Origin of the sequence: Chachezhania sediminis (assembly GCF_009765275.1) — a bacterium.
Lineage (GTDB): Bacteria > Pseudomonadota > Alphaproteobacteria > Rhodobacterales > Rhodobacteraceae > Chachezhania > Chachezhania sediminis.
In genome coordinates this window covers 672,283-690,720 of the sequence record NZ_VOPH01000002.1, presented here as the reverse complement: position 1 = coordinate 690,720, position 18,438 = coordinate 672,283, and the positions used below count along the sequence as shown (strand labels likewise).

Sequence of the window (18,438 nt, the reverse complement as noted above, 5' to 3'; positions counted from 1 at the left end):
AGGCGCGTTGGGGAAACTTTAACGCCGGACGGGGCCCGAGTCATGCCCTTCGTCATGTCCTTCGCGCGACTCAGCCCTGTTTTCTGAGGCAGGCGATGTAGAAGCCGTCCATCCCGCCCCGGTCCGCCCAATAGTCGGGCCTGAGGCGAAGGCCGCCCTCTTCCGCGATCCACGCCGGATCGATGCCGGGCAGGCCCAGCGCCGCGCGGTCAATTTCCATGTCCGGGAACATGTCCAGGGCTTCCTCGACCTGGACCTCGCCCTCGTCCGGGATCAGCGAGCAGGTACAATAGACCAGCCGCCCGCCGGGCTTCACCAGCGTCCAGGCATGGGCCAGCATCTGCGCCTGAAGCTCGATCAGTTCGCCGATGCCGCTGCCGTCGCGGGCATGGGGCAGGTCCGGGTGACGCCGGATCGTGCCCGTGGCCGAACAGGGTGCGTCCAGCAGGACGGCATCGTACTGGCCCCCCTGTTCCAGCGCATCGCCCACGATCAGCGTGGCGGACAGGCCGGTCCGCGCCAGGTTCTGGCGCACGATTTCCATCCGGTGTTCGGCGGTATCGACGGCAGTCACCTTGGCGCCGGCGGCCGCCAGTTGCAGCGTCTTGCCGCCGGGGGCCGCGCAAAGGTCGATGATCGTCTCGCCCGCCTGCGGCTTCAGGACCATGGCCGGCAGCGCCGCCGCCGCGTCCTGCACCCACCAGTCGCCCTTGTCGTATCCGGTCAGGGCGGTCACCTGCCCCGGGTCCGTCAGCCGCAGCGACCCGGTCGGCAACCGTTCGGCACCTTCCGGCAGGGCGGTCGCCCCGGGCTTGGTGGAAAGATCCAGCGGGGCGCCGGCGAAATGGGCGCGCTCCATCGCCGTGATGGCATCCTTGCCCCAGGCCTCGGTCAGCGGATCGCGCAGCCAGTCGGGCAGGCGCGGCACGCGCATCCTGGGCCAGGCTCCGGGCGCCTCGACCGCCACCTTGCGCAGGACGGCGTTCACCAGTCCCTTCTGCCGCGCGTGGCGGGGCGACTTCCCGGCCAGTTCGACCATCGCGTCGACGACACCATGCGCCGCCTCGCCCCCGGCCAGTTCGACCGTCCCCAGCCGCAGCAGGTTCAGGACCGGCACATCCGGCTTCTTGCGCAGGTGGGTTTCCAGCAGGCGGTCGGCCCGTTCCAGCCCCCGCAGTGTATCGGTGGCCAGCCTCTGCGCGCGGGCGCGGTCGGCCGGGTCCAGCCGCGCGATCTGCGGCGCGCCCAGCGCCGACGACAGCAGCTGCCGGTCGTCGAGAACCTGGTTCAGCAGGAACGCCGCGCCTTCGCGCGCGGCCAGGCCGGATTTTGCGCCGGTTTTCGTCATGCGCGGCCCCTTTCGTTCCCACGGTCTGCCACCAGCTTGCCAGCAGCGGCGCGCGGCGTATATCACGGACGTCAACGAAAGGAAGCCAAATGGCAGAGCATTCGCCCGACCCGATCCCCGAAGACGCCCCGAAGAAAGAGCTGTCGCCCGCCGCCCTGCGTGCCCTGGCCGAAGCCGCCGAGCGTCGCAAGGCCGCCGAAGCGGCCGCGCCGCTGCCCCTGGAACTGGGCGGCCGGGATGGCCCGGAACCGGTGCGTTACGGAGATTGGGAAAAGAAGGGCCTGGCCATCGATTTCTGATCGGGCCAGGCCCTGGTCATCCCATGTATGTCCTGAAACCCGGGATCAAGCGCGACCCCGTCCGCCGCTGGGCGCTGCCCGACCGGATCTTTTTCGGCCACGGCGCCTGCGCGATCCTGGCCGGGACGTGGCTGCGCGATCCGCCCCTGCCCGGCTTTCACGCGGAACGAATCATTCCGGCCGAAGGCTTGCCCGGCAACCATGTCTATCTCACCGATGGCCAGATTGCCTTCGATTACCACGGCTATTCGATTCTGGAAAACCTGCTGGCTCATCATGCACGCGGCTGGTCCGCACGGCATGACGGCTGGCACTGTTCGGTCGAAACGGTCGGCTTCGACCTTCTGTCGACGCCCGCGCTGAACGCGCGGAAGATGCTTGGCCCCGACCAGTACCTGCACGACCCGATCTCGCGGGCCGCGCGTTACCTGTCGAGGATCGACCATCAAGGCGCTTCGGCCCGGGCAAGGCCCGAACCGCGCATGTGATCCCTCAGGTCCAGCCGATAAGTGCGACCACCACGATCAGCACCGTGGTCAGCGGCACCAGCACGGCTTCGGGAACCAGGCCCCTCAGGCCCTTGCGAAATCCGATCATGTCCAATCCCCCTGTCCTGTGTTCAGAGATTACTACGTCTGACACGGGAGATCAGTTCACCTCCGTCGCGGAAAATATGTGAACTGGATCACAGTCCCAACACATCCAGCATCGAATATTCTCCCGGAGCGCGATTTTGCGCCCAAAGCGCGGCCTTCAGCGCTCCGCGGGCAAAGATCGCCCGGTCGGTCGCCACGTGGCGCAGCGTGATGCGTTCGCCGGCGGCGGCGAAGGTCACGTCGTGTTCGCCCACGACATCGCCCATCCGCAGCGCGGCAAAGCCGATCCGGCCCCGGCCCCTGGGTCCGGTGATCCCGTCGCGGCCGCTGTCCGACATTTCCTTCAAGGACACGCCCCGGCCCTCGGCCGCGGCCTCGCCCAGCATCAGCGCCGTGCCCGACGGCGCGTCGACCTTGCGGTTGTGATGGGTTTCGACGATCTCGATGTCGAAATCCTCGTCCAGGGCGGCGGCCACGGTCCTGGTCAGCTGCACCAGCAGGTTGACGCCCAGGCTCATGTTCCCGGCCCGCACGATGGGAATCACCTTCGCAGGCTCTGCCAGGGCGGCGATGTCCGCCTCCTCGAACCCCGTGGTGCCGATGATGTGCGCGGCCCCGGCCTCGGCAGCCATCCGCGCAAAGGCCACGGTCGCGGCCGGCGCGGTGAAATCCAGCACCGCCTGCGCGCCCCTGAACGCTGCGGCCGGGTCGTCCGACACGATCACCCCGATAGGGGCGCCACCCATCGCCTCGCCCACGTCGCGGCCGATCCAGTCATGTCCCGGACGTTCGACGACGCCGACAAGGCGGGCCTTGTCGGAGGCCACCGTCTCGCGGATCAGCATCTGTCCCATGCGGCCCGACGCACCCGTCACCACGATCCCCGGCAGCTCTGCCATGACGTCTCTCCCGAATTTCGCGCCTGCCCCTTGCAAGCCGGGCCTGCCTACCCAATCTTGCCTGCCTTGGCAAAGCCCCGACGAGGGCGTAGAGGAGAGAAATGGCGAAGTCCCGAACGCACGACACTCCCGGAGCACACGGTCCGTCCCAGCGCCAGCTGCGCGTGGGCGAACTGATCCGTCGGACTCTGTCCGAGGTGCTGGCCCGCGGCGACGTGCACGATCCCGACCTGAACCGACTGTCAATCACGGTGGGAGAGGTCCGCACCTCGCCCGACCTGAAAGTCGCGACGGCTTTCGTGCTGCCCCTGGGCGGCGAAGGCCGCGACGACGCGCTGGATCTGCTGCGCCGCAACCGCGCGGAACTGCGCCGTGCCGTGGCCAAGAAGATGGCGCTGAAATTCGCGCCCGAGCTGCGGTTCAAGCTGGACGAGACCTTCGACCGTATGGACGACACTCGCCGGCTCCTGAACCAGGAGGCGGTGCGCCGCGATATCGAATCGTGACCGGGTCGGCGCGGTGCGCCGACGGTTCCGGACGCCGCCCGGGCCGTTCCATCCTTCTGCGGCTGGCCTGCGCGGCCTCGGTCGGCTTATTCGTCACCGCGTCCCAGGCCGGGGCCGTGACGTGCACCGACACCACGTTCCGCAATGCCGACTACACGATCTGCGAGGTCGACCCGGCGCAGGAGGAACTCCGCCTTTTCCTCTATGACGGCACAGGCCAGCCTTTTGGCCAGTTCTCGGCCATCGACGCGGCGCTGGCGGAACAGGGCAAGCGGCTGTCCTTCGCGATGAATGCAGGCATGTACCACGAGGACCGGGCGCCCGTGGGCCACTATGTCGAGGACGGGGCCGAGATCATGCGCGTGATCCCCGGACCCGGCCCCGGCAATTTCGGCATGGTCCCGAACGGCGTCTTCTGCATCGGCGAGGGCACCGCCCGGGTCTACGAGACCGAGGACTTCCTGAAACGGAAACCCGCCTGCCGCTTCGCCACCCAGTCCGGGCCGATGCTGGTCATCGACGGCCAGTTGCACCCGCGCTTCCTGCCCGACAGCACGTCCCGCCATATCCGCAACGGCGTCGGCACCTCCGCAGACGGCAGGCGCGTGGTCTTCGCGATCTCGCGCCAGTTGGTGAACTTCCACGATTTCGCCAGCCTCTTCCGGGACGAACTGGGCCTCCCCGATGCGCTCTACTTCGACGGCAACGTCTCGCGCCTCCACGCGCCTGCCATCGGCCGCAGCGATCCCGGCTGGAAACTGGGCCCCATCGTCGGCACCGTCGCCCCGCTCGACTGACGCGCGCCCAAAGCGCCCCGCCCCCGCTTCTTCGGTCTGCAAATATCTCGGGGGAGTCGCGCCAAGGGCGCGGCGGGGGCAGAGCCCCCGACGACCCCCGCCACCAGGTGCGCCATCCGATAAAGGTTGACCCACAAAAGCCCCGGCGCTACAGCGCCGACCTCTCGAACAATGGGCAAGGGGCGACAGGATGGCACGCAAGGGGCGCGACATTTCCGGATGGCTGGTGGTGGACAAGCCGGCCGGCCCGACCTCGACCGCCGTGGTAAACAAGGTCCGCTGGGCCCTGAACGCCAAGAAGGCCGGCCATGCCGGCACGCTGGACCCCGAGGCGACCGGCGTCCTGGCGATTGCCCTGGGCGAGGCCACGAAGACCGTGCCCTACATCACCGATGCGCTGAAGGCCTATCGCTTCACCGTGAAGCTGGGCGAATCCACCAATACAGACGATGCCGAGGGCGAGGTCGTCGCACGGTCCGACCTGCGGCCCACCGACGATCAGATCAAGGACGCGCTCGGCGCCTTTGTCGGCGACATCATGCAGGTGCCGCCCGCCTTCTCGGCCGTGAAGATCGACGGCGAACGCGCCTACAAGCGCGCCCGCGACGGCGAGGAGGTCGAGATCGCGGCCCGGCCCCTCTGGGTCGAGGAACTGGTGATGACCGACCGCCCCGATGCCGACCATGTCGAGCTGGAGATGATCTGCGGCAAGGGCGGCTATGTCCGCGCCATCGCCCGGGATCTGGGCCGGGCAATGGGCTGCGAAGGTCACGTGAAGTGCCTGCGCCGGATCTGGTCCGGCCCGTTCGAAGCCACCGACGGCATCACCATGGAAGAGATCGAGGCGCTGGCCCGCACGCCGGAACTCGACGAAAAGCTGCGCCCTCTGGAAGAGGGTCTGGCCGACCTGCCCGAGCTGAAGGCCACCGGCGCCGGCGCCACACGCCTGCGCAACGGCAATCCGGGCCAGGTCCTGCCGGGCGATGTCGAATACGGCGACGAGGCCTGGGCCTCGGAAAACGGGCGCGCCGTGGCAGTGGGCATCTACAGGTCGGGCGAGCTCCACCCCAGCCGGGTCTTCGTGCAGGAGTGAACGGTACCGTCACCAGGGAGCACGGGGCAGAGGGAACCCTGTCGACCGCGGTCTATTCCGACTGCGAAACCTATCGCTATGCGCTGACGAGGGAATGGGATGCGGGCCTGCCGAAGGTCGCCTTCGTCATGCTGAACCCGTCCACGGCGTCGGAACTGCGCAACGATCCCACGGTCGAACGCTGCGAGCGGCGGGCGCGGGCCTGGGGCTATGGCGCGTTCCGGGTGACGAACCTCTTTGCCTTTCGCGCGACGGATCCGAAGGACCTGAAGCTGGCTGGCGATCCGGTCGGGCCCCTGAACGACGAGGCTCTGCGGGACTGCGCCGAATGGGCCGACCGGGTGATCGCGGCCTGGGGTGTGCACGGCGTGTACAGGGGCCGCGGCCCCGAGGTCTGCCGGCTGCTGGGCGAGACCGGCGTCGCCATCGGGCATCTGGGCCTGACCAAGGACGGGCATCCGCGCCATCCGCTCTATGTGGGCTATGCCGTCGGGCCGGTGGGCTGGCTGCCGGCCTGAGACAATGTTGGCCTGGGACGTTTGTGGCCGGGGTCTTGTCGGCCTTGGACGGGGGCTCTGCCCCCGGCCGCGCCTTTGGCGCGACTCCCCCGGAAGTATTTGCGAAGAGAAGAAGGGGGCGGCGCGCGCCGGCGTTGATGGTTTGCGCAATTGCCAAAGCGCCCAGGGTGCGTGGTCTCCACGCACCGTGCCGGGAGTGGTGCGATGCCCCGGGTCGCTTGCCGGGCGAAGCCGAATGCGCTGTCCACCGGAAGGACCGCCAAGTCTGCGCAAGGTGATGCGGGATTGCCAAAGGGGGGAGATGGCCCTATACGCGCCGTTCTGCGGGCGAGTCGCGTTTTCGCGGTTTGCCGGCAGATATTCTCCACGGGCCTGAGCTGGACGACATCCCGGCCTGCGCCATGACCTTATCCCATTCGAACACGAGGAGACCCCGATGTCGATCACGGTTGAAGAAAAGACCCGCCTGATGAAGGAATACGGCACCAAGGAAGGCGACACCGGTTCGCCGGAAGTCCAGGTGGCCATCCTGACCTCGCGGATCACCACGCTCACGGAACACTTCAAGATCCACAAGAAGGACAACCACGGTCGCCGTGGCCTTCTGAAGATGGTCGCCCAGCGCCGGAAGCTGCTGGACTACCTGAAGGCGAAGGACGAGGCGCGCTACACGAGCCTGATCCAGAGCCTGGGTATCCGCCGCTAAGACGCGCACCTTAACGGTCGGTCCGGACGGACCTTGGGGGCCGCAGCTGCAAAGCTGGGGCCCTTTTCGTTGTGCTATCGCCAGCCGGTCAGGCGGACCGCCACGGCGGTGATCACGCCATAGGTCAGCATGCCCGCGGCGATGGCAGCGAAGATGCCCGTGACGCCCATGGACGTCGTGGCCACCAGCAGCGCCGCGCCGCCAAAGGCCACGATCAGCCGGGCAAAGCCCGCGATCACCGGCCAGGCCACATGACCGGCCCCCTGCGACGCGAAGTAGAGCGCGAGCCCCAGCGCGAAGAAGGCATAGACCGGGCCCACGATGTGAAGATAGGCGCGCCCGGCCTTCCACGCGCCGCTGGCGGCGGGGTCGAGGAAGAGGCCCAGCCACAGGTCTGGCATCAGTGCCACCAGAAGGCCGATGGCCCCCACGATGGCGGCAGCGCCGAAGGTGCCGGTCCAGGCGATACGAAGCGCGCGCGCCCGGTGGCCCGCGCCGATATTGGCGCCGACCATGGCGGTCATCGCCGTGCCGATCCCGAAGGCCACCGGAACCATCAGGAATTCCAGCCGCGCGCCCAGGCCATAGCCTGCCAGCGCCTCGGCCCCGAAACGGCCGACGAGGCCCACCATCACGACCACCGTCAGGACCGTCTGCACCGGGCTGAGCGAGGCCATCAGACCCACCCGCAGGATTTCCCGGACATGGGCGCGGGTCACACCGCGAAGCGCGCCGGCAAGGTTCAGCCCCGTGCGCCCCGACAGGACATAGAGCACGGAAAAGAGCGCCCCCACGCCGAAGGCCGACGTCTGGCCCAGGGCCAGTCCGGCGATGCCGAGGCCGGGAAACGGGCCCCAGCCCAGCGACAGGGCACCCGACAAGGGCACCGAGACGGCGCAGACCGCGGTCAGGACCAGCGACGGGGTCAGCATGTCGCCGGTGCCCCGCATCAGGCTGAACGACGCGTTGGCCAGCCAGATCGCGATACAGAGCGGGAAGTAGATCGCGGCATAGCCCAGCGCCGCATCCAGCGCGCCGCCCTGGCCGCCCAGCAGGCGGAAGATCGGCGCGCCGAGTACCGCCATCAGCACGGCCGAAAGGACTGCAACGCCGATGGCGATGCCCCAGGCCGCGAAGACCAGCCGCGCCGCTGCGGTCGTGTCGCCCCGCCCAAGCGCGCGGGCCACCGCCGCAGCCATCGACCCGCCGAAGGATCCCCCCGACAGCATCTGGGTGAACATGGCCAGCGGATAGACCAGCGCCAGCCCCGCCAGCGCCTCGACCCCCAGGCGACCGGCAAAATAGGCCTCGGAAATTGAGTAGATCGCCATGACCAGCATCGACAGGACATTGGGGAAGGCCAGCCGCGCCAGCGTCGGGCCGATGGGCCCGTCCAGCAGCAGCTTCGTGCGCGCAGCGGACCGCACGGCGGCGCCGGTGCGTGGGGCATTGGCCGCAGCATTGGGCGCGGCCGCCCCTTTGGGCGGATGGTTCAATGCGCGGTTCATGGCCCGCCTCCCTTGAGCGATAATAGGTTCCAAAACAGAACTGACATTAGGTTCCCTTTTGGAACCCGTCAATCTCTGCTAGGGTCGGGCCATGAAATGGACTGAACTGAGAGACCAGAGCTGCCCTGTCGCCCGCGCCCTTTCGGTGGTGGGGGACCGCTGGACCCTGCTGATCCTGCGGGATTGCTATTTCGGCATCCGCCGCTTCGATCATTTCCAGGAACGGTTGGGCATCACACGCCACGTTCTGTCTGACCGGCTGAAATCGCTGGAAGCGTCGGGCATCCTGCGGCGCGAGCCCTATCAGCAACGTCCGTTGCGCCACGAATACCGGCTGACCGAGGCCGGGAAGGCATTCTATCCGGCCTTCGTCGCGATCGTGGACTGGACCGAAGCCCATGTCCCGCCGAAGGACGGCACCAGCGTCAGGTTGCTGTCGAAGACCAGTGGCGAACCGATCCGGCCGGAGGTCGTCGATGCCAACACGGGCGAGCCGATCACGCTGACATCGGTGCGGGGGATCACGCCCAGCATGCCGGAATGGGACGCGAAACGGGGCTGACCGGGGGCGCCTATTTCTTCAGGCGGACCTTCTTCACGGTCATGCCGGTCGAGGTCAGGACATAGTCGAACATCTGGGGCGAATAGACCCCGTGCTTGAAATAGAAGTATTTCGACGGATAGGCGTCAGCGCGGGCAGAGGGCTGATAGCGACCCTGAAGCTGCACCGTCCCGTCCAGCCAGACGGTGGCGTCGAAGCCCCCCCCCTGCCCGTCGAAGTCGATCAGCACGTCCAGCTTGTGGGGCGACCCGTCCCGCGGCAAGCGGCCGGGCGACCGCGCCAGCAGAAGACCCGGGACGAGCCCCGAGGCGAACAAGGTCCTGAACATGAAAAATCTTCCCCAAGCTGTCCGGCGACAGCCAGCACACAACCCCGAAACAAATTCAAAATAACCTATATCAAGCTGCGATTGTCGCGGACGCCGGTTGTAATGGCTGTTTCCAAACCGGCCGTAATCCTGTATGGCCCCCGGCATCTGAAAGAGTGTCATGGACCCCGGCACTCGGCCAAAAGGATGATCGGGGTCGGCGGCAATGGGGCCGCCATATACAGGGGGACCCGGGATACGCCCGGGAGCGCTCCCACATTAGGATACGCAAATGTTCAACATCACGACGAAGACGATGCAGTGGGGCGATGAAACGCTCACGCTGGAGACGGGCAAGGTTGCCCGTCAGGCCGACGGCTCGGTCATTGCCACCCTGGGCGAGACCAGTGTCATGGCCAACGTGACCTTCGCCAAGCAGCAGAAAGAAGGCCAGGACTTCTTCCCGCTGACCGTTCACTACCAGGAAAAGTATTACGCTGCCGGCAAGGTGCCCGGCGGCTTCTTCAAGCGCGAAGCGCGTCCGTCCGAAAAGGAAACGCTGACCGCGCGCCTGATCGACCGTCCGATCCGCCCGCTGTTCGTGCCCGGTTTCAAGCATGAAGTGCTCGTCATGTGCACCGTGCTCAGCTTCGACCAGGTGAACGATCCCGACGTCGTCGCGATGATCGCCGCCTCGGCCGCGCTGACCATTTCCGGCGTGCCCTTCATGGGCCCGATCGCCGGCGCCCGCGTGGGCTTCGCGAACGGCGAATACGTTCTGAACCCCGCCGTCGACGACATGCAGGACATTCGTTCGAACCCGGAACAGCGCCTGGACCTGATCGTTGCAGGCACCCGCGATGCCGTGATGATGGTGGAATCGGAAGCCTACGAGCTGACCGAAGCAGAGATGCTGGGCGCCGTGACCTTTGCGCACGAGCAGATCAAGCCGGTCATCGACCTGATCGTCTCGCTGGCCGAAGATGCCGCGAAAGAGCCGTTCAACTTCACCCCCCCGGACTATTCGGAGCTGTACGCTGCCGTGAAGGCCGCCGGTGAGGACGCGATGCGCGCCGCTTTCTCCATCCGCGACAAGCAGGAGCGCACCGCTGCCGTGTCCGCCGCGCGCGAGACCATCCTGGCCGCGCTGTCGGACGAACAGAAGGCCGACGGCAACCTGGGTTCGGCGCTGAAGAAGCTGGAAGCATCCATCCTGCGCGGCGACGTGGTGAAGGGCGGGACCCGGATCGACGGTCGTTCGACCACCCAGGTCCGTCCGATCGTGGCCGAAACCGGCCTCTTGCCGCGGACCCACGGGTCGGCCCTGTTCACCCGCGGTGAAACGCAGGCGCTGGTCGTGGCGACGCTGGGCACGGGCGACGATGAACAGTTCATCGACGCACTGCACGGCAACTTCAAATCGAACTTCCTGCTGCACTACAACTTCCCGCCCTATTCGGTCGGCGAAGTGGGTCGTGTCGGTTCGCCCGGTCGCCGTGAAATCGGCCACGGCAAGCTGGCATGGCGCGCGCTGCAGGCTGTCCTGCCGGCCGCGACCGACTTCCCCTACACGATCCGCCTGGTGTCCGAGATCACGGAATCCAACGGCTCGTCCTCGATGGCGTCGGTCTGCGGCGGTTCGCTGTCCATGATGGATGCGGGCGTTCCGCTGAAGGCGCCGGTCGCAGGTGTGGCCATGGGCCTGATCCTGGAAGACGACGGTTCCTATGCGGTCCTGACCGACATCCTGGGTGACGAAGACCACCTGGGCGACATGGACTTCAAGGTCGCAGGCACCGAAAACGGCATCACCTCGCTGCAGATGGACATCAAGGTCGCGGGCATCACGCCCGAGATCATGGAGAAAGCCCTGGCCCAAGCCAAGGACGGCCGGATGCACATCCTGGGCGAGATGGCCAAGGCGCTGTCCGAAACCAACGCCTTCAGCGTCCATGCCCCGCGCATCGAGACGATGACCATCCCGACCGACAAGATCCGCGAAGTGATCGGGTCCGGCGGCAAGGTCATCCGCGAGATCGTGGAACAGTCCGGCGCCAAGGTCGACATCAACGACGACGGCGTGATCAAGATCGCGTCCTCGGACGGCGAGGCGATCCAGCGGGCCTATGACATGATCTATTCGATCGTGGCAGAGCCGGAAGAGGGCAAGGTCTATACCGGCAAGGTCGTGAAGATCGTCGATTTCGGCGCCTTCGTGAACTTCTTCGGCAAGCGCGACGGCCTGGTCCACGTGTCCCAGATCGAAAACCGCCGCCTGAACCATCCGTCGGACGTCCTGAAGGAAGGCCAGGAAGTGAAGGTCAAGCTTCTGGGCTTCGACGACCGCGGCAAGGTCCGCCTGTCGATGAAGGTCGTCGACCAGGAGACCGGCGAGGAGATCAAGCCGGAAGAGAAGAAGAAGGAAGAAACGGCAGAGTAATCTGTCCCTTCGACCCCTTCGGAAGGCCCCGGGAAACCGGGGCCTTTTTCGTTGCGCCCAACGGACAATACCGTTTCTCCGGGATCACGGCCTGTGATCTGCAAGAAAAAAGAGCCCGTGGAGGACCGGCCACCGCCCTTCATTGTCGATCTTCCTTGCGGCCCGATGATCCCGGACCGAAAGGCACCACGTCTTTTCGGGATCGGGGCTCGCGGCATCGACCGGCAGGCCCCGCGCAACCGGATACGGCCCCCCGGCGGACGATGTCCGCACGCTGCTGGACAACGGGGTCCGCTAGGGCTCGACACTGCACCGGCCCGGCACTACCCAAGGGATGCTGCGGGTCCGGTTTGCAGACGGGGCCACTCTGGTACAAGGTTGCCCCATGAACCCCGACGACATCCTGGTCATAGCGCCGAACCTGAAGAAACGCTGGTCCGGCGTGACGTCGACCGTGTTCCGGCTGGTGCCCGTGCAGGCGCAGATGATCCCCATCGCCTGTACCGGGCCGAACCTTCCGCCCGACCTGCCGAAGATCACCTTCCGGCAGATCCTGAGCCTGAAGGCCCGCACGCGCCGCGTCTGGCATGCACGCCGCAATACGGAAATGCTGGCCGGGCTGCTGGTGAAGACGGTCCTGCGCAAGAACCTGGCGCTTATGTTCACCTCTGCCGCACAGAGGAAGCACAGCGGCTACACCCAATGGCTGATCCGCAGGATGGACCGGGTGGTTGCCACGTCTTCGAAAGCCTCCGCATATCTGGAGGTCCCGAACACCGTCATCATGCACGGGGTCGACAGCGAACGGTTCCATCCGGCGGAGGACAAGACGGCTGTGCGCGCTGACCTGGGCCTGCCCACCGACCGCCGCCTGATCGGCGTCTTCGGGCGGATCCGGGCGCAGAAGGGCACCGACATCTTCGTCGACATCATGATCAAGCTGGCCGCGCGATATCCGGACATCACCGGGGTGATCATGGGCGGCACCACATCCGACCAGCAGGAGTTCCTGAAAGACCTGAAGCTTCGGGTCGCGGCCGTTGGGATGGAAGACCGGATCCTGTTCCTGGGCGAACAACCCGACGCCAGCGTCCCGGCCTATTTCCGCGCCATGGACATCTTCGTCGGCCCCCAACGCTGGGAAGGGTTCGGGCTGACCCCGCTGGAGGCCATGGCCTCGGGCGTGCCGGTCGCCACCACCCGCGCCGGGGCCTTCGAGGACATGGTCGTCGAAGGCGAAACCGGCCATGTCGTGGATATCGAGGACGCCCCCGCACTGGAGGCCGCGATTGCCCAGATGCTGGATGACCCCGAGAAGACGGCGCGGATGGGCCGGAACGCCCGCGCGCATGTCCTTGCCGACTTTGCCCTGACCCGAGAGGCCGCCGCGTTGACAAAGATCTATCGCGAGGCTTTAGGGCAGGACAGCCAAGCCTGAGGACGGAAGATGCGCGAAATCGTCTATGACCTGACCGAAGTCTTCTATGGCTCTCGCGGGAAGCTGAAATACTATGGCATCGTCCGCGTGGTGGCCGATATCGCGGCCGAGTTGCTGAAGCACGCGCCCGGCACGCGGTACTGCATCTATTCCCCCGCGCACGAGGATTTCCTGGAGGTCTTCCCGACGCTGGACGACAGTGTCGAGGGCGGCGTGGCCATGAACGTCCCCGTGGCCGCCTGCCCCGCCCGGATCCGCGAGATCTATCACGACCGCCACGCGTTGCGGGACATGTTGGTCAAGGGCGTGCTGCAGGTCGCGAAGATGATCAACCGCAAGCGCTGGCGCGAGGCGGGGGTGGACCTGCCGAAGATCAACCTGGATGGCAAGGCCCTGGTCATGACCGGCCGGCCCAAGCTGATGCTGTCGCCGCTGAAGCGGATCGAGGAAAAGGGTTGGGACGTCCGGGTCCATGCGCTGCTGCACGACATGATCCCGCTGCACGATGCCAAGGGGCTGCGGTCCAAGGCCTTTCCACGGAACTTCCTGAACGACAACCGCTTCGTCATCGAACGGTCTGCCCAGATCATCGCCAATTCCCATTTCACCGAAGACGACATACGCGCCTTTGCCGATGAAGGCGTCCTGCCGCCGCTGCCGCCCACGACGACGGTCCAGCTGTGCCACGAATGCCGCCCCGGGACAGAGGCCCCCGAAAAAGTGCTGCCGGACGAACCCTATCTGCTGGCCGTGGGCGCGCTGATCGGTCGCAAGAACCTGGAGATCGTGTTCAACGCCATGCTGGTCCTGCACGAACGCGGGCTGCCGGTGCCGCATGTGGTACTGGCCGGCGCGGTGCGGGAACATGTGACCAAGTACCTGCAACAGGAGAAATACGCCCCGATCCGGGACAAGGTCGAGCAGTCGGCGAACCCGAACCAGACCGACCTGATCCGGTATTACGAAGGCGCGCTGGGGCTGGTGCTGGCCAGCTGGATCGAAGGCTGGGGCCTGCCCGCCGGCGAGGCGCTGTGGCTGGGCACCCCCGCCCTGTGTTCGACCGCCCCCGTGCTGCACGAGGTCTGCGGCGACCTGGGCCTTTACTTCGAAGCCGACAAGCCCGAGCAACTGGCCGATCACGTCGACCGGCTGATGAACGTACCCGGCTATCGCGATGCGCTGGTCGAACGGATCAAGACCGCGAAACCGACATTGCGCAGTTGGGCCGACGTGGCCCGCGATGCCGAGGCCGCCGTGCGGCAGCTGGACTAGGGTCCTGACCCAAAGACGAAACGGGCACGAAAAAAGGGACGCCACCTGGGCGTCCCTTTCGCTATTCTCTGAACCGCCGCTGTCTCAGCTGGGATCGGCGGTCGTGCGCAGATAGGGCAGCACGGTGGTGAAAGTGCCGAACTTGGTCTTGGCGTCCTCGTCCGAGACCGAGGTCGGGATGATCACGTCGTCGCCGGTGTTCCAGTTGGCCGGGGTGGCCACGCCCTTGGAGGTCGACAGTTGCAGCGCGTCCAGCGCGCGCAGCACCTCGGCGAAGTTGCGGCCGACGGTCATCGGATAGGTCATCGACAGCTTCAGCTTCTTGTCCGGGCCGATGATGAAGACCGACCGCACCGTGGCGCTGTCGGCAGGCGTGCGACCATCGGGCAGATAGGCCTCGGCCGGCAGCATGTCAAAGGCCTTGGACACGGCCAGGTCCTGGTCCGCGATGATCGGGAAGCCCGCCTTGGTTCCGGCCACCTTCTCGATATCGCCCTTCCAGCCCTTGTGCTCTTCCGCGCTGTCGACGGACACGCCGATCACCTTGGTGCCGCGCTTGGCCCATTCGTCGGCCAGCTGTGCCACGGCGCCGAATTCGGTCGTGCAGACGGGGGTGAAATCCTTCGGGTGCGAGAACAGGATGGTCCAGCTGTCACCGATGAAGTCGTGGAAGCCGATGGTTCCGTGATCGGTTTCCGCCGTGAAATCGGGCACGGTGTCGTTGATGCGCAGGCTCATGATGTCTCCTCTTCTGCCGCGGATACGCGACTCGCTTTCCGGGACATCCTAACGTCCGGCTCACCGGGCGGCATCCCCCGAACTGCCCCGACATGCCCTTCGATCTCGGCCCTGTGAACTGCGCTCTTAACTGCCGCCGCTCGCATAGCCTCTCTTGCTCCCGCGCCTGACGAATGACAGAGTGCGCCTGAGACCCGCTCCGTCCGCTCCCTTGGACGGGGCCATTACCCCTGTGGGAGGATCGTCATGATCGAGAAACGCGATTTCTATATCAACGGCAAATGGGTCGCCCCGGCCACGCCGCGCGACCATCAGGTGATCGACCCCTCGACCGAAGAGCCCTGCGCCATCATTTCGCTGGGCAGCCAGGCCGATACCGACGCTGCTGTCGCCGCCGCAAAGGCCGCGCTGCCGGGTTGGATGGCCACGCCCCCGGCCGAGCGGATCGCGCTCGTCGAGAAACTGATCGAAGTCTACAAGTCCCGTGCCGAAGACCTGGCCCAGGCGATGTCGTCGGAAATGGGCGCGCCCATCGACCTGTCGCGCAGCGCGCAGGTGGGTGCCGGCATCGGCCACCTGAAGAACTTCGTCCGTGCGGCCAAGTCGTTCGAATTCGACCGTCCGCTGGGCGATCACGCACCGAACGACCGGATCATCTACGAAGCCGTGGGCGTTGCCGCGCTGATCACGCCGTGGAACTGGCCGATGAACCAGGTGACGCTGAAGGTCGGCGCCGCAGCCATCGCCGGCTGCACCATGGTGCTGAAGCCGTCCGAGGAAAGCCCGCTGAACGCGATGATCTTCGCCGAGCTGATGGACGAGGCCGGCTTCCCGGCCGGTGTCTTCAACCTGGTGAACGGCGACGGTGCCGGCGTCGGCTCGCAGCTGTCCAGCCACAAGGACGTCGACATGGTGTCCTTCACCGGCTCGACCCGCGCGGGCAAGCTGATCTCGGTCGCTGCAGCGGATACGCTGAAGAAGGTCCACCTGGAGCTGGGTGGCAAGGGCGCCAACGTGATCTTCGAAGATGCAGACGACAGCGCCGTGAAGCGCGGCGTGATGCATATGATGAACAACTCGGGCCAAAGCTGCAACGCGCCGTCGCGGATGCTGGTGCAGTCGTCGGTCTATGACAAGGCCGTGGAAACGGCGGCAGCCGTGGCGGCCAAGGTCGCGGTTGGCAACGCGCACGAGGAAGGCCGCCACATCGGCCCGGTCGTGAACGCGGTCCAGTTCGAAAAGATCCAGGGTCTGATCCAGAAGGGGATCGACGAAGGCGCACGGCTGGTTGCCGGCGGCCCGGGTCGTCCCGAAGGGTTCAACCGCGGTTTCTTCGTCCGTCCGACCGTCTTTGCTGACGTGACCCCGGACATGACCATCGCGAACGAGGAAATCTTCGGCCCGGTCCTGTCGATCATGAAGTTCGAGACCGAGGAAGAGGCGATCCAGATCGCCAACGACACGCCCTATGGCCTGACCAACTATGTCCAGACCCAGGACGGCGCCAAAGCCAACCGCATGGCCCGCGTGCTGCGCTCGGGCATGGTCGAGATGAACGGCCAGCCCCGCGGTGCCGGCGCGCCCTTCGGCGGCATGAAGATGTCAGGCAACGGGCGCGAAGGCGGTGTCTTCGGGATCGAGGACTTCCTTGAGGTGAAGGCGGTAAGCGGTTGGACGCCCGAGACCCAGGCGGCCGAGTAAGCCGCCCAGTGTGCGCCGGGCCCTGCCCGGCGCCAGCCTACGACGTCACGTGCGCGCCGACGAAAGGCGCGCACGCCCTGACGGTGAATGCGGTGCAGAGATGATCTACACCCGGCTCAAGGGCTCGCTTGGCGAGCAGATGTTCCAGTACGCTGCCGCACGGGCACGGGCACTGGACCTTGGCACCGGGGTCATCTTGGACGACCGGCAGTCCAACATCGCGGGTCGCGGCTGCCTGAACATGGTCTTCGATCTCCCGGTCGAGACCTCGGGCTCCCTGCCCCCGGCCGAAGACAGCGGCCTTCCCTATCTATACTGGCGGCTCAGCGGACAGTCCCCGAAACGGCGGCGCGAACGCGGAACGGGCTACGATCCGGCCTTCATGACCTGGCCCGACGACAGCTATCTGGACGGCGCCTGGCAGTCAGAGCGCTATTTCGCGGCCCATGCCGACACAATCCGAAGCGATTTCACCTTTCGCCCCATGGCCGACAGCCAGAATGCTCAGGCGGCGCTGCGGATCGCGGGATCGCCGTCCGTGTCGCTGCACGCGACGCGCAGCCCCGGCTGCTGGCTGATACCCGGCCCCGCCTCCGGCCCCCGATTCTGGGATGCCGCGCTGAAGGCGATTGCCGAAACGATGGACACAGAACCGGTCGTCTTCGTCTTCTCGGACGATCCGGACTGGGCGCACGAGACGGTTTCGCTGGGTGTCGAGACCGTCTTCATCGACCACAATGGCCCTGCCCAGAGCTACGAGGACATGCGGCTGATGTCGATGTGCATGCACAACATCCTGTCGACCACAGCGAACGCCTGGTGGGCAGGGTGGCTGAACGCCAACGAAAACAAGTTCGTGGCGGTCCCGGCACGTTGGATCGGGGATCCGCGGCTGCCGGAAAAGGCGGCCCTTCCCGCCCGGTGGAACGCGATCGAGCCCGTGGGCTGACGCCCCCCCCGGCCCGTCTGCCCACCCGGCACCCGCCTGCGAACGGCGCTGGCCGGCACGGGCAGCGAATGGCCTGCCGACGGTCTTTCAGAACGGCGCCGGGGCCCGGAACCTGAGGGACGTGCCGCCGTCCGGCGCATTGATCCGCAGCTCCTCGGCATGAAGCATCATCCGCGGCGCTTCTGCCAGGCCGCCGCCATATAGCGGATCGCCCAGGATCGGGTGCCCGAGTTCCAGCATATGCACGCGCAGCTGGTGGCTGCGCCCGGTTCTGGGCATCAGCTTGACCCGTGTCGTGCCGTCCGCGTCCCAGCGCTGGACCCGCCAGTCGGTCACCGCCTCGCGCCCGTTTTCGTGATCCACCATCTGCCGCGGCCGGTTCGGCCAGTCGACGCCCAGCGGCAGGTCGACGGTGCCGGTCTTCGGCTCCAACTTGCCGGACAGGCGGGCGACATAGGTCTTCTTGGTCTTCCGCGTCTCGAATTCCATCGAAAGGAAGCGCTGGGCATGGGGCGACAGTCCGAAGACCATCACGCCCGACGTATCCCGGTCCAGCCTGTGGACAAGCAATGCCGTCGGAAAAGCCGCCTGAACCCGGGTCAGCAGGCAATCCGCCAGATGCTCGCCCCGGCCCGGCACGGACAGCAGGCCCGCGGGCTTCGCCACCGCCAGAACGTCCATGTCGTGGTGCAGCAGTTCCAGCGGGTCCTGGGGCGGATCGTATTCAGATTGCGTGCTCATGCGCCTGTCCTAGCGCCATG

General features: G+C 66.5%; 19 protein-coding genes. 13 read left to right on the top strand and 6 right to left on the bottom strand.

Annotated elements, in window-relative coordinates; all coding sequences use genetic code 11:
* Positions 1 to 70: 70 nt before the first annotated feature.
* Complete coding sequence (locus FQK05_RS08220; protein WP_158965546.1) at positions 71 to 1,348, bottom strand: RsmB/NOP family class I SAM-dependent RNA methyltransferase; 1,278 nt, start codon at positions 1,346 to 1,348, stop codon at positions 71 to 73.
* Positions 1,349 to 1,437: 89 nt separating this feature from the next.
* Here FQK05_RS08220 and FQK05_RS08215 point away from each other — a divergent pair, with 89 nt between their 5' ends.
* Both FQK05_RS08215 and FQK05_RS08210 read left to right on the top strand, forming a co-directional pair.
* Positions 1,438 to 1,647, top strand: a complete 210-nt coding sequence (locus FQK05_RS08215; RefSeq protein ID WP_158965544.1) for a DUF1674 domain-containing protein — start codon at positions 1,438 to 1,440, stop codon at positions 1,645 to 1,647.
* Positions 1,648 to 1,670: 23 nt separating this feature from the next.
* The gene (locus FQK05_RS08210) at positions 1,671 to 2,135 is read left to right on the top strand and encodes a hypothetical protein (protein WP_158965542.1); all 465 of its coding nucleotides are present in this window, start codon (positions 1,671 to 1,673) and stop codon (positions 2,133 to 2,135) included.
* A gap of 197 nt (positions 2,136 to 2,332) precedes the next feature.
* On the opposite strand, the gene dapB is transcribed toward FQK05_RS08210, so the two are convergent.
* Positions 2,333 to 3,142 (bottom strand): 4-hydroxy-tetrahydrodipicolinate reductase, encoded by an 810-nt coding sequence (gene dapB / locus FQK05_RS08205; protein WP_158965540.1) that lies wholly within the window; start codon positions 3,140 to 3,142, stop codon positions 2,333 to 2,335.
* A gap of 101 nt (positions 3,143 to 3,243) precedes the next feature.
* Between dapB and rbfA the strand changes: the two genes are divergently transcribed.
* The 5 genes from rbfA to rpsO all read left to right on the top strand — a co-directional run bounded on the left by rbfA (position 3,244) and on the right by rpsO (position 6,762).
* Entirely contained in the window at positions 3,244 to 3,648 is a 405-nt protein-coding gene (gene rbfA / locus FQK05_RS08200; RefSeq protein ID WP_158965538.1) for a 30S ribosome-binding factor RbfA, read from the top strand.
* Between the two features lie 116 nt (positions 3,649 to 3,764).
* A complete protein-coding gene (locus FQK05_RS08195) occupies positions 3,765 to 4,445 on the top strand; it encodes a phosphodiester glycosidase family protein (RefSeq protein WP_233270418.1) in 681 nt (226 codons plus the stop codon).
* A 190-nt stretch (positions 4,446 to 4,635) separates the two neighbouring features.
* Positions 4,636 to 5,538: a tRNA pseudouridine(55) synthase TruB gene (gene truB, locus FQK05_RS08190; RefSeq protein WP_158965536.1), complete on the top strand. Its 903-nt coding sequence runs from the start codon at positions 4,636 to 4,638 to the stop codon at positions 5,536 to 5,538.
* Positions 5,535 to 6,056 (top strand): DUF1643 domain-containing protein, encoded by a 522-nt coding sequence (locus tag FQK05_RS08185; protein ID WP_158965534.1) that lies wholly within the window; start codon positions 5,535 to 5,537, stop codon positions 6,054 to 6,056. The genes truB and FQK05_RS08185 overlap by 4 nt, the downstream gene beginning before the upstream one ends.
* A 436-nt stretch (positions 6,057 to 6,492) precedes the next feature.
* Complete coding sequence (gene rpsO / locus FQK05_RS08180) at positions 6,493 to 6,762, top strand: 30S ribosomal protein S15 (protein WP_158965532.1); 270 nt, start codon at positions 6,493 to 6,495, stop codon at positions 6,760 to 6,762.
* 74 nt (positions 6,763 to 6,836) lie between these two features.
* Here the strand turns inward: rpsO and FQK05_RS08175 are convergent, their stop codons facing one another.
* The gene (locus FQK05_RS08175; RefSeq protein ID WP_158965530.1) at positions 6,837 to 8,270 is read right to left on the bottom strand and encodes an MATE family efflux transporter; all 1,434 of its coding nucleotides are present in this window, start codon (positions 8,268 to 8,270) and stop codon (positions 6,837 to 6,839) included.
* A gap of 91 nt (positions 8,271 to 8,361) precedes the next feature.
* Here FQK05_RS08175 and FQK05_RS08170 point away from each other — a divergent pair, with 91 nt between their 5' ends.
* Positions 8,362 to 8,832, top strand: a complete 471-nt coding sequence (locus tag FQK05_RS08170) for a winged helix-turn-helix transcriptional regulator (RefSeq protein WP_158965528.1) — start codon at positions 8,362 to 8,364, stop codon at positions 8,830 to 8,832.
* A gap of 10 nt (positions 8,833 to 8,842) precedes the next feature.
* On the opposite strand, the gene FQK05_RS08165 is transcribed toward FQK05_RS08170, so the two are convergent.
* Positions 8,843 to 9,160, bottom strand: a complete 318-nt coding sequence (locus tag FQK05_RS08165; protein WP_158965526.1) for a hypothetical protein — start codon at positions 9,158 to 9,160, stop codon at positions 8,843 to 8,845.
* Positions 9,161 to 9,431: 271 nt separating this feature from the next.
* Between FQK05_RS08165 and pnp the strand changes: the two genes are divergently transcribed.
* From pnp to FQK05_RS08150, 3 genes are all read left to right on the top strand, one after another.
* Complete coding sequence (pnp, locus tag FQK05_RS08160) at positions 9,432 to 11,579, top strand: polyribonucleotide nucleotidyltransferase (protein WP_158965524.1); 2,148 nt, start codon at positions 9,432 to 9,434, stop codon at positions 11,577 to 11,579.
* Between the two features lie 385 nt (positions 11,580 to 11,964).
* The gene (locus FQK05_RS08155) at positions 11,965 to 13,017 is read left to right on the top strand and encodes a glycosyltransferase family 4 protein (protein WP_158965522.1); all 1,053 of its coding nucleotides are present in this window, start codon (positions 11,965 to 11,967) and stop codon (positions 13,015 to 13,017) included.
* A gap of 9 nt (positions 13,018 to 13,026) precedes the next feature.
* Positions 13,027 to 14,289, top strand: coding sequence for a glycosyltransferase (locus tag FQK05_RS08150; RefSeq protein WP_158965520.1), 1,263 nt, complete (start codon positions 13,027 to 13,029; stop codon positions 14,287 to 14,289).
* A gap of 84 nt (positions 14,290 to 14,373) precedes the next feature.
* Here FQK05_RS08150 and FQK05_RS08145 read toward each other — a convergent pair whose 3' ends face one another.
* A complete protein-coding gene (locus tag FQK05_RS08145) occupies positions 14,374 to 15,027 on the bottom strand; it encodes a peroxiredoxin (protein ID WP_158965518.1) in 654 nt (217 codons plus the stop codon).
* 246 nt (positions 15,028 to 15,273) lie between these two features.
* Here FQK05_RS08145 and FQK05_RS08140 point away from each other — a divergent pair, with 246 nt between their 5' ends.
* Together FQK05_RS08140 and FQK05_RS08135 are read left to right on the top strand one after the other, a co-directional pair.
* The gene (locus FQK05_RS08140; protein ID WP_158965516.1) at positions 15,274 to 16,728 is read left to right on the top strand and encodes an aldehyde dehydrogenase family protein; all 1,455 of its coding nucleotides are present in this window, start codon (positions 15,274 to 15,276) and stop codon (positions 16,726 to 16,728) included.
* A 100-nt stretch (positions 16,729 to 16,828) separates the two neighbouring features.
* On the top strand, positions 16,829 to 17,677 hold the full coding sequence (locus FQK05_RS08135; protein ID WP_158965514.1) for an alpha-1,2-fucosyltransferase: 849 nt from the start codon (positions 16,829 to 16,831) through the stop codon (positions 17,675 to 17,677).
* Positions 17,678 to 17,764: 87 nt separating this feature from the next.
* On the opposite strand, the gene FQK05_RS08130 is transcribed toward FQK05_RS08135, so the two are convergent.
* The gene (locus FQK05_RS08130) at positions 17,765 to 18,418 is read right to left on the bottom strand and encodes a pseudouridine synthase (protein WP_158965512.1); all 654 of its coding nucleotides are present in this window, start codon (positions 18,416 to 18,418) and stop codon (positions 17,765 to 17,767) included.
* Between the last annotated feature and the right edge of the window lie 20 nt (positions 18,419 to 18,438).

Excerpts from the sequence above, each read along its gene's own strand:
- FQK05_RS08220 (WP_158965546.1), bottom strand. The coding sequence starts at position 1,348 with ATGACGAAAACCGGCGCAAAATCCGGCCTGGCCGCGCGCGAAGGCGCG.
- FQK05_RS08215 (WP_158965544.1), top strand. The coding sequence starts at position 1,438 with ATGGCAGAGCATTCGCCCGACCCGATCCCCGAAGACGCCCCGAAGAAA.
- FQK05_RS08210 (WP_158965542.1), top strand. The coding sequence starts at position 1,671 with ATGTATGTCCTGAAACCCGGGATCAAGCGCGACCCCGTCCGCCGCTGG.
- dapB (WP_158965540.1), bottom strand. The coding sequence starts at position 3,142 with ATGGCAGAGCTGCCGGGGATCGTGGTGACGGGTGCGTCGGGCCGCATG.
- rbfA (WP_158965538.1), top strand. The coding sequence starts at position 3,244 with ATGGCGAAGTCCCGAACGCACGACACTCCCGGAGCACACGGTCCGTCC.
- truB (WP_158965536.1), top strand. The coding sequence starts at position 4,636 with ATGGCACGCAAGGGGCGCGACATTTCCGGATGGCTGGTGGTGGACAAG.
- rpsO (WP_158965532.1), top strand. The coding sequence starts at position 6,493 with ATGTCGATCACGGTTGAAGAAAAGACCCGCCTGATGAAGGAATACGGC.
- FQK05_RS08175 (WP_158965530.1), bottom strand. The coding sequence starts at position 8,270 with ATGAACCGCGCATTGAACCATCCGCCCAAAGGGGCGGCCGCGCCCAAT.
- FQK05_RS08170 (WP_158965528.1), top strand. The coding sequence starts at position 8,362 with ATGAAATGGACTGAACTGAGAGACCAGAGCTGCCCTGTCGCCCGCGCC.
- FQK05_RS08165 (WP_158965526.1), bottom strand. The coding sequence starts at position 9,160 with ATGTTCAGGACCTTGTTCGCCTCGGGGCTCGTCCCGGGTCTTCTGCTG.
- pnp (WP_158965524.1), top strand. The coding sequence starts at position 9,432 with ATGTTCAACATCACGACGAAGACGATGCAGTGGGGCGATGAAACGCTC.
- FQK05_RS08155 (WP_158965522.1), top strand. The coding sequence starts at position 11,965 with ATGAACCCCGACGACATCCTGGTCATAGCGCCGAACCTGAAGAAACGC.
- FQK05_RS08150 (WP_158965520.1), top strand. The coding sequence starts at position 13,027 with ATGCGCGAAATCGTCTATGACCTGACCGAAGTCTTCTATGGCTCTCGC.
- FQK05_RS08145 (WP_158965518.1), bottom strand. The coding sequence starts at position 15,027 with ATGAGCCTGCGCATCAACGACACCGTGCCCGATTTCACGGCGGAAACC.
- FQK05_RS08140 (WP_158965516.1), top strand. The coding sequence starts at position 15,274 with ATGATCGAGAAACGCGATTTCTATATCAACGGCAAATGGGTCGCCCCG.
- FQK05_RS08135 (WP_158965514.1), top strand. The coding sequence starts at position 16,829 with ATGATCTACACCCGGCTCAAGGGCTCGCTTGGCGAGCAGATGTTCCAG.
- FQK05_RS08130 (WP_158965512.1), bottom strand. The coding sequence starts at position 18,418 with ATGAGCACGCAATCTGAATACGATCCGCCCCAGGACCCGCTGGAACTG.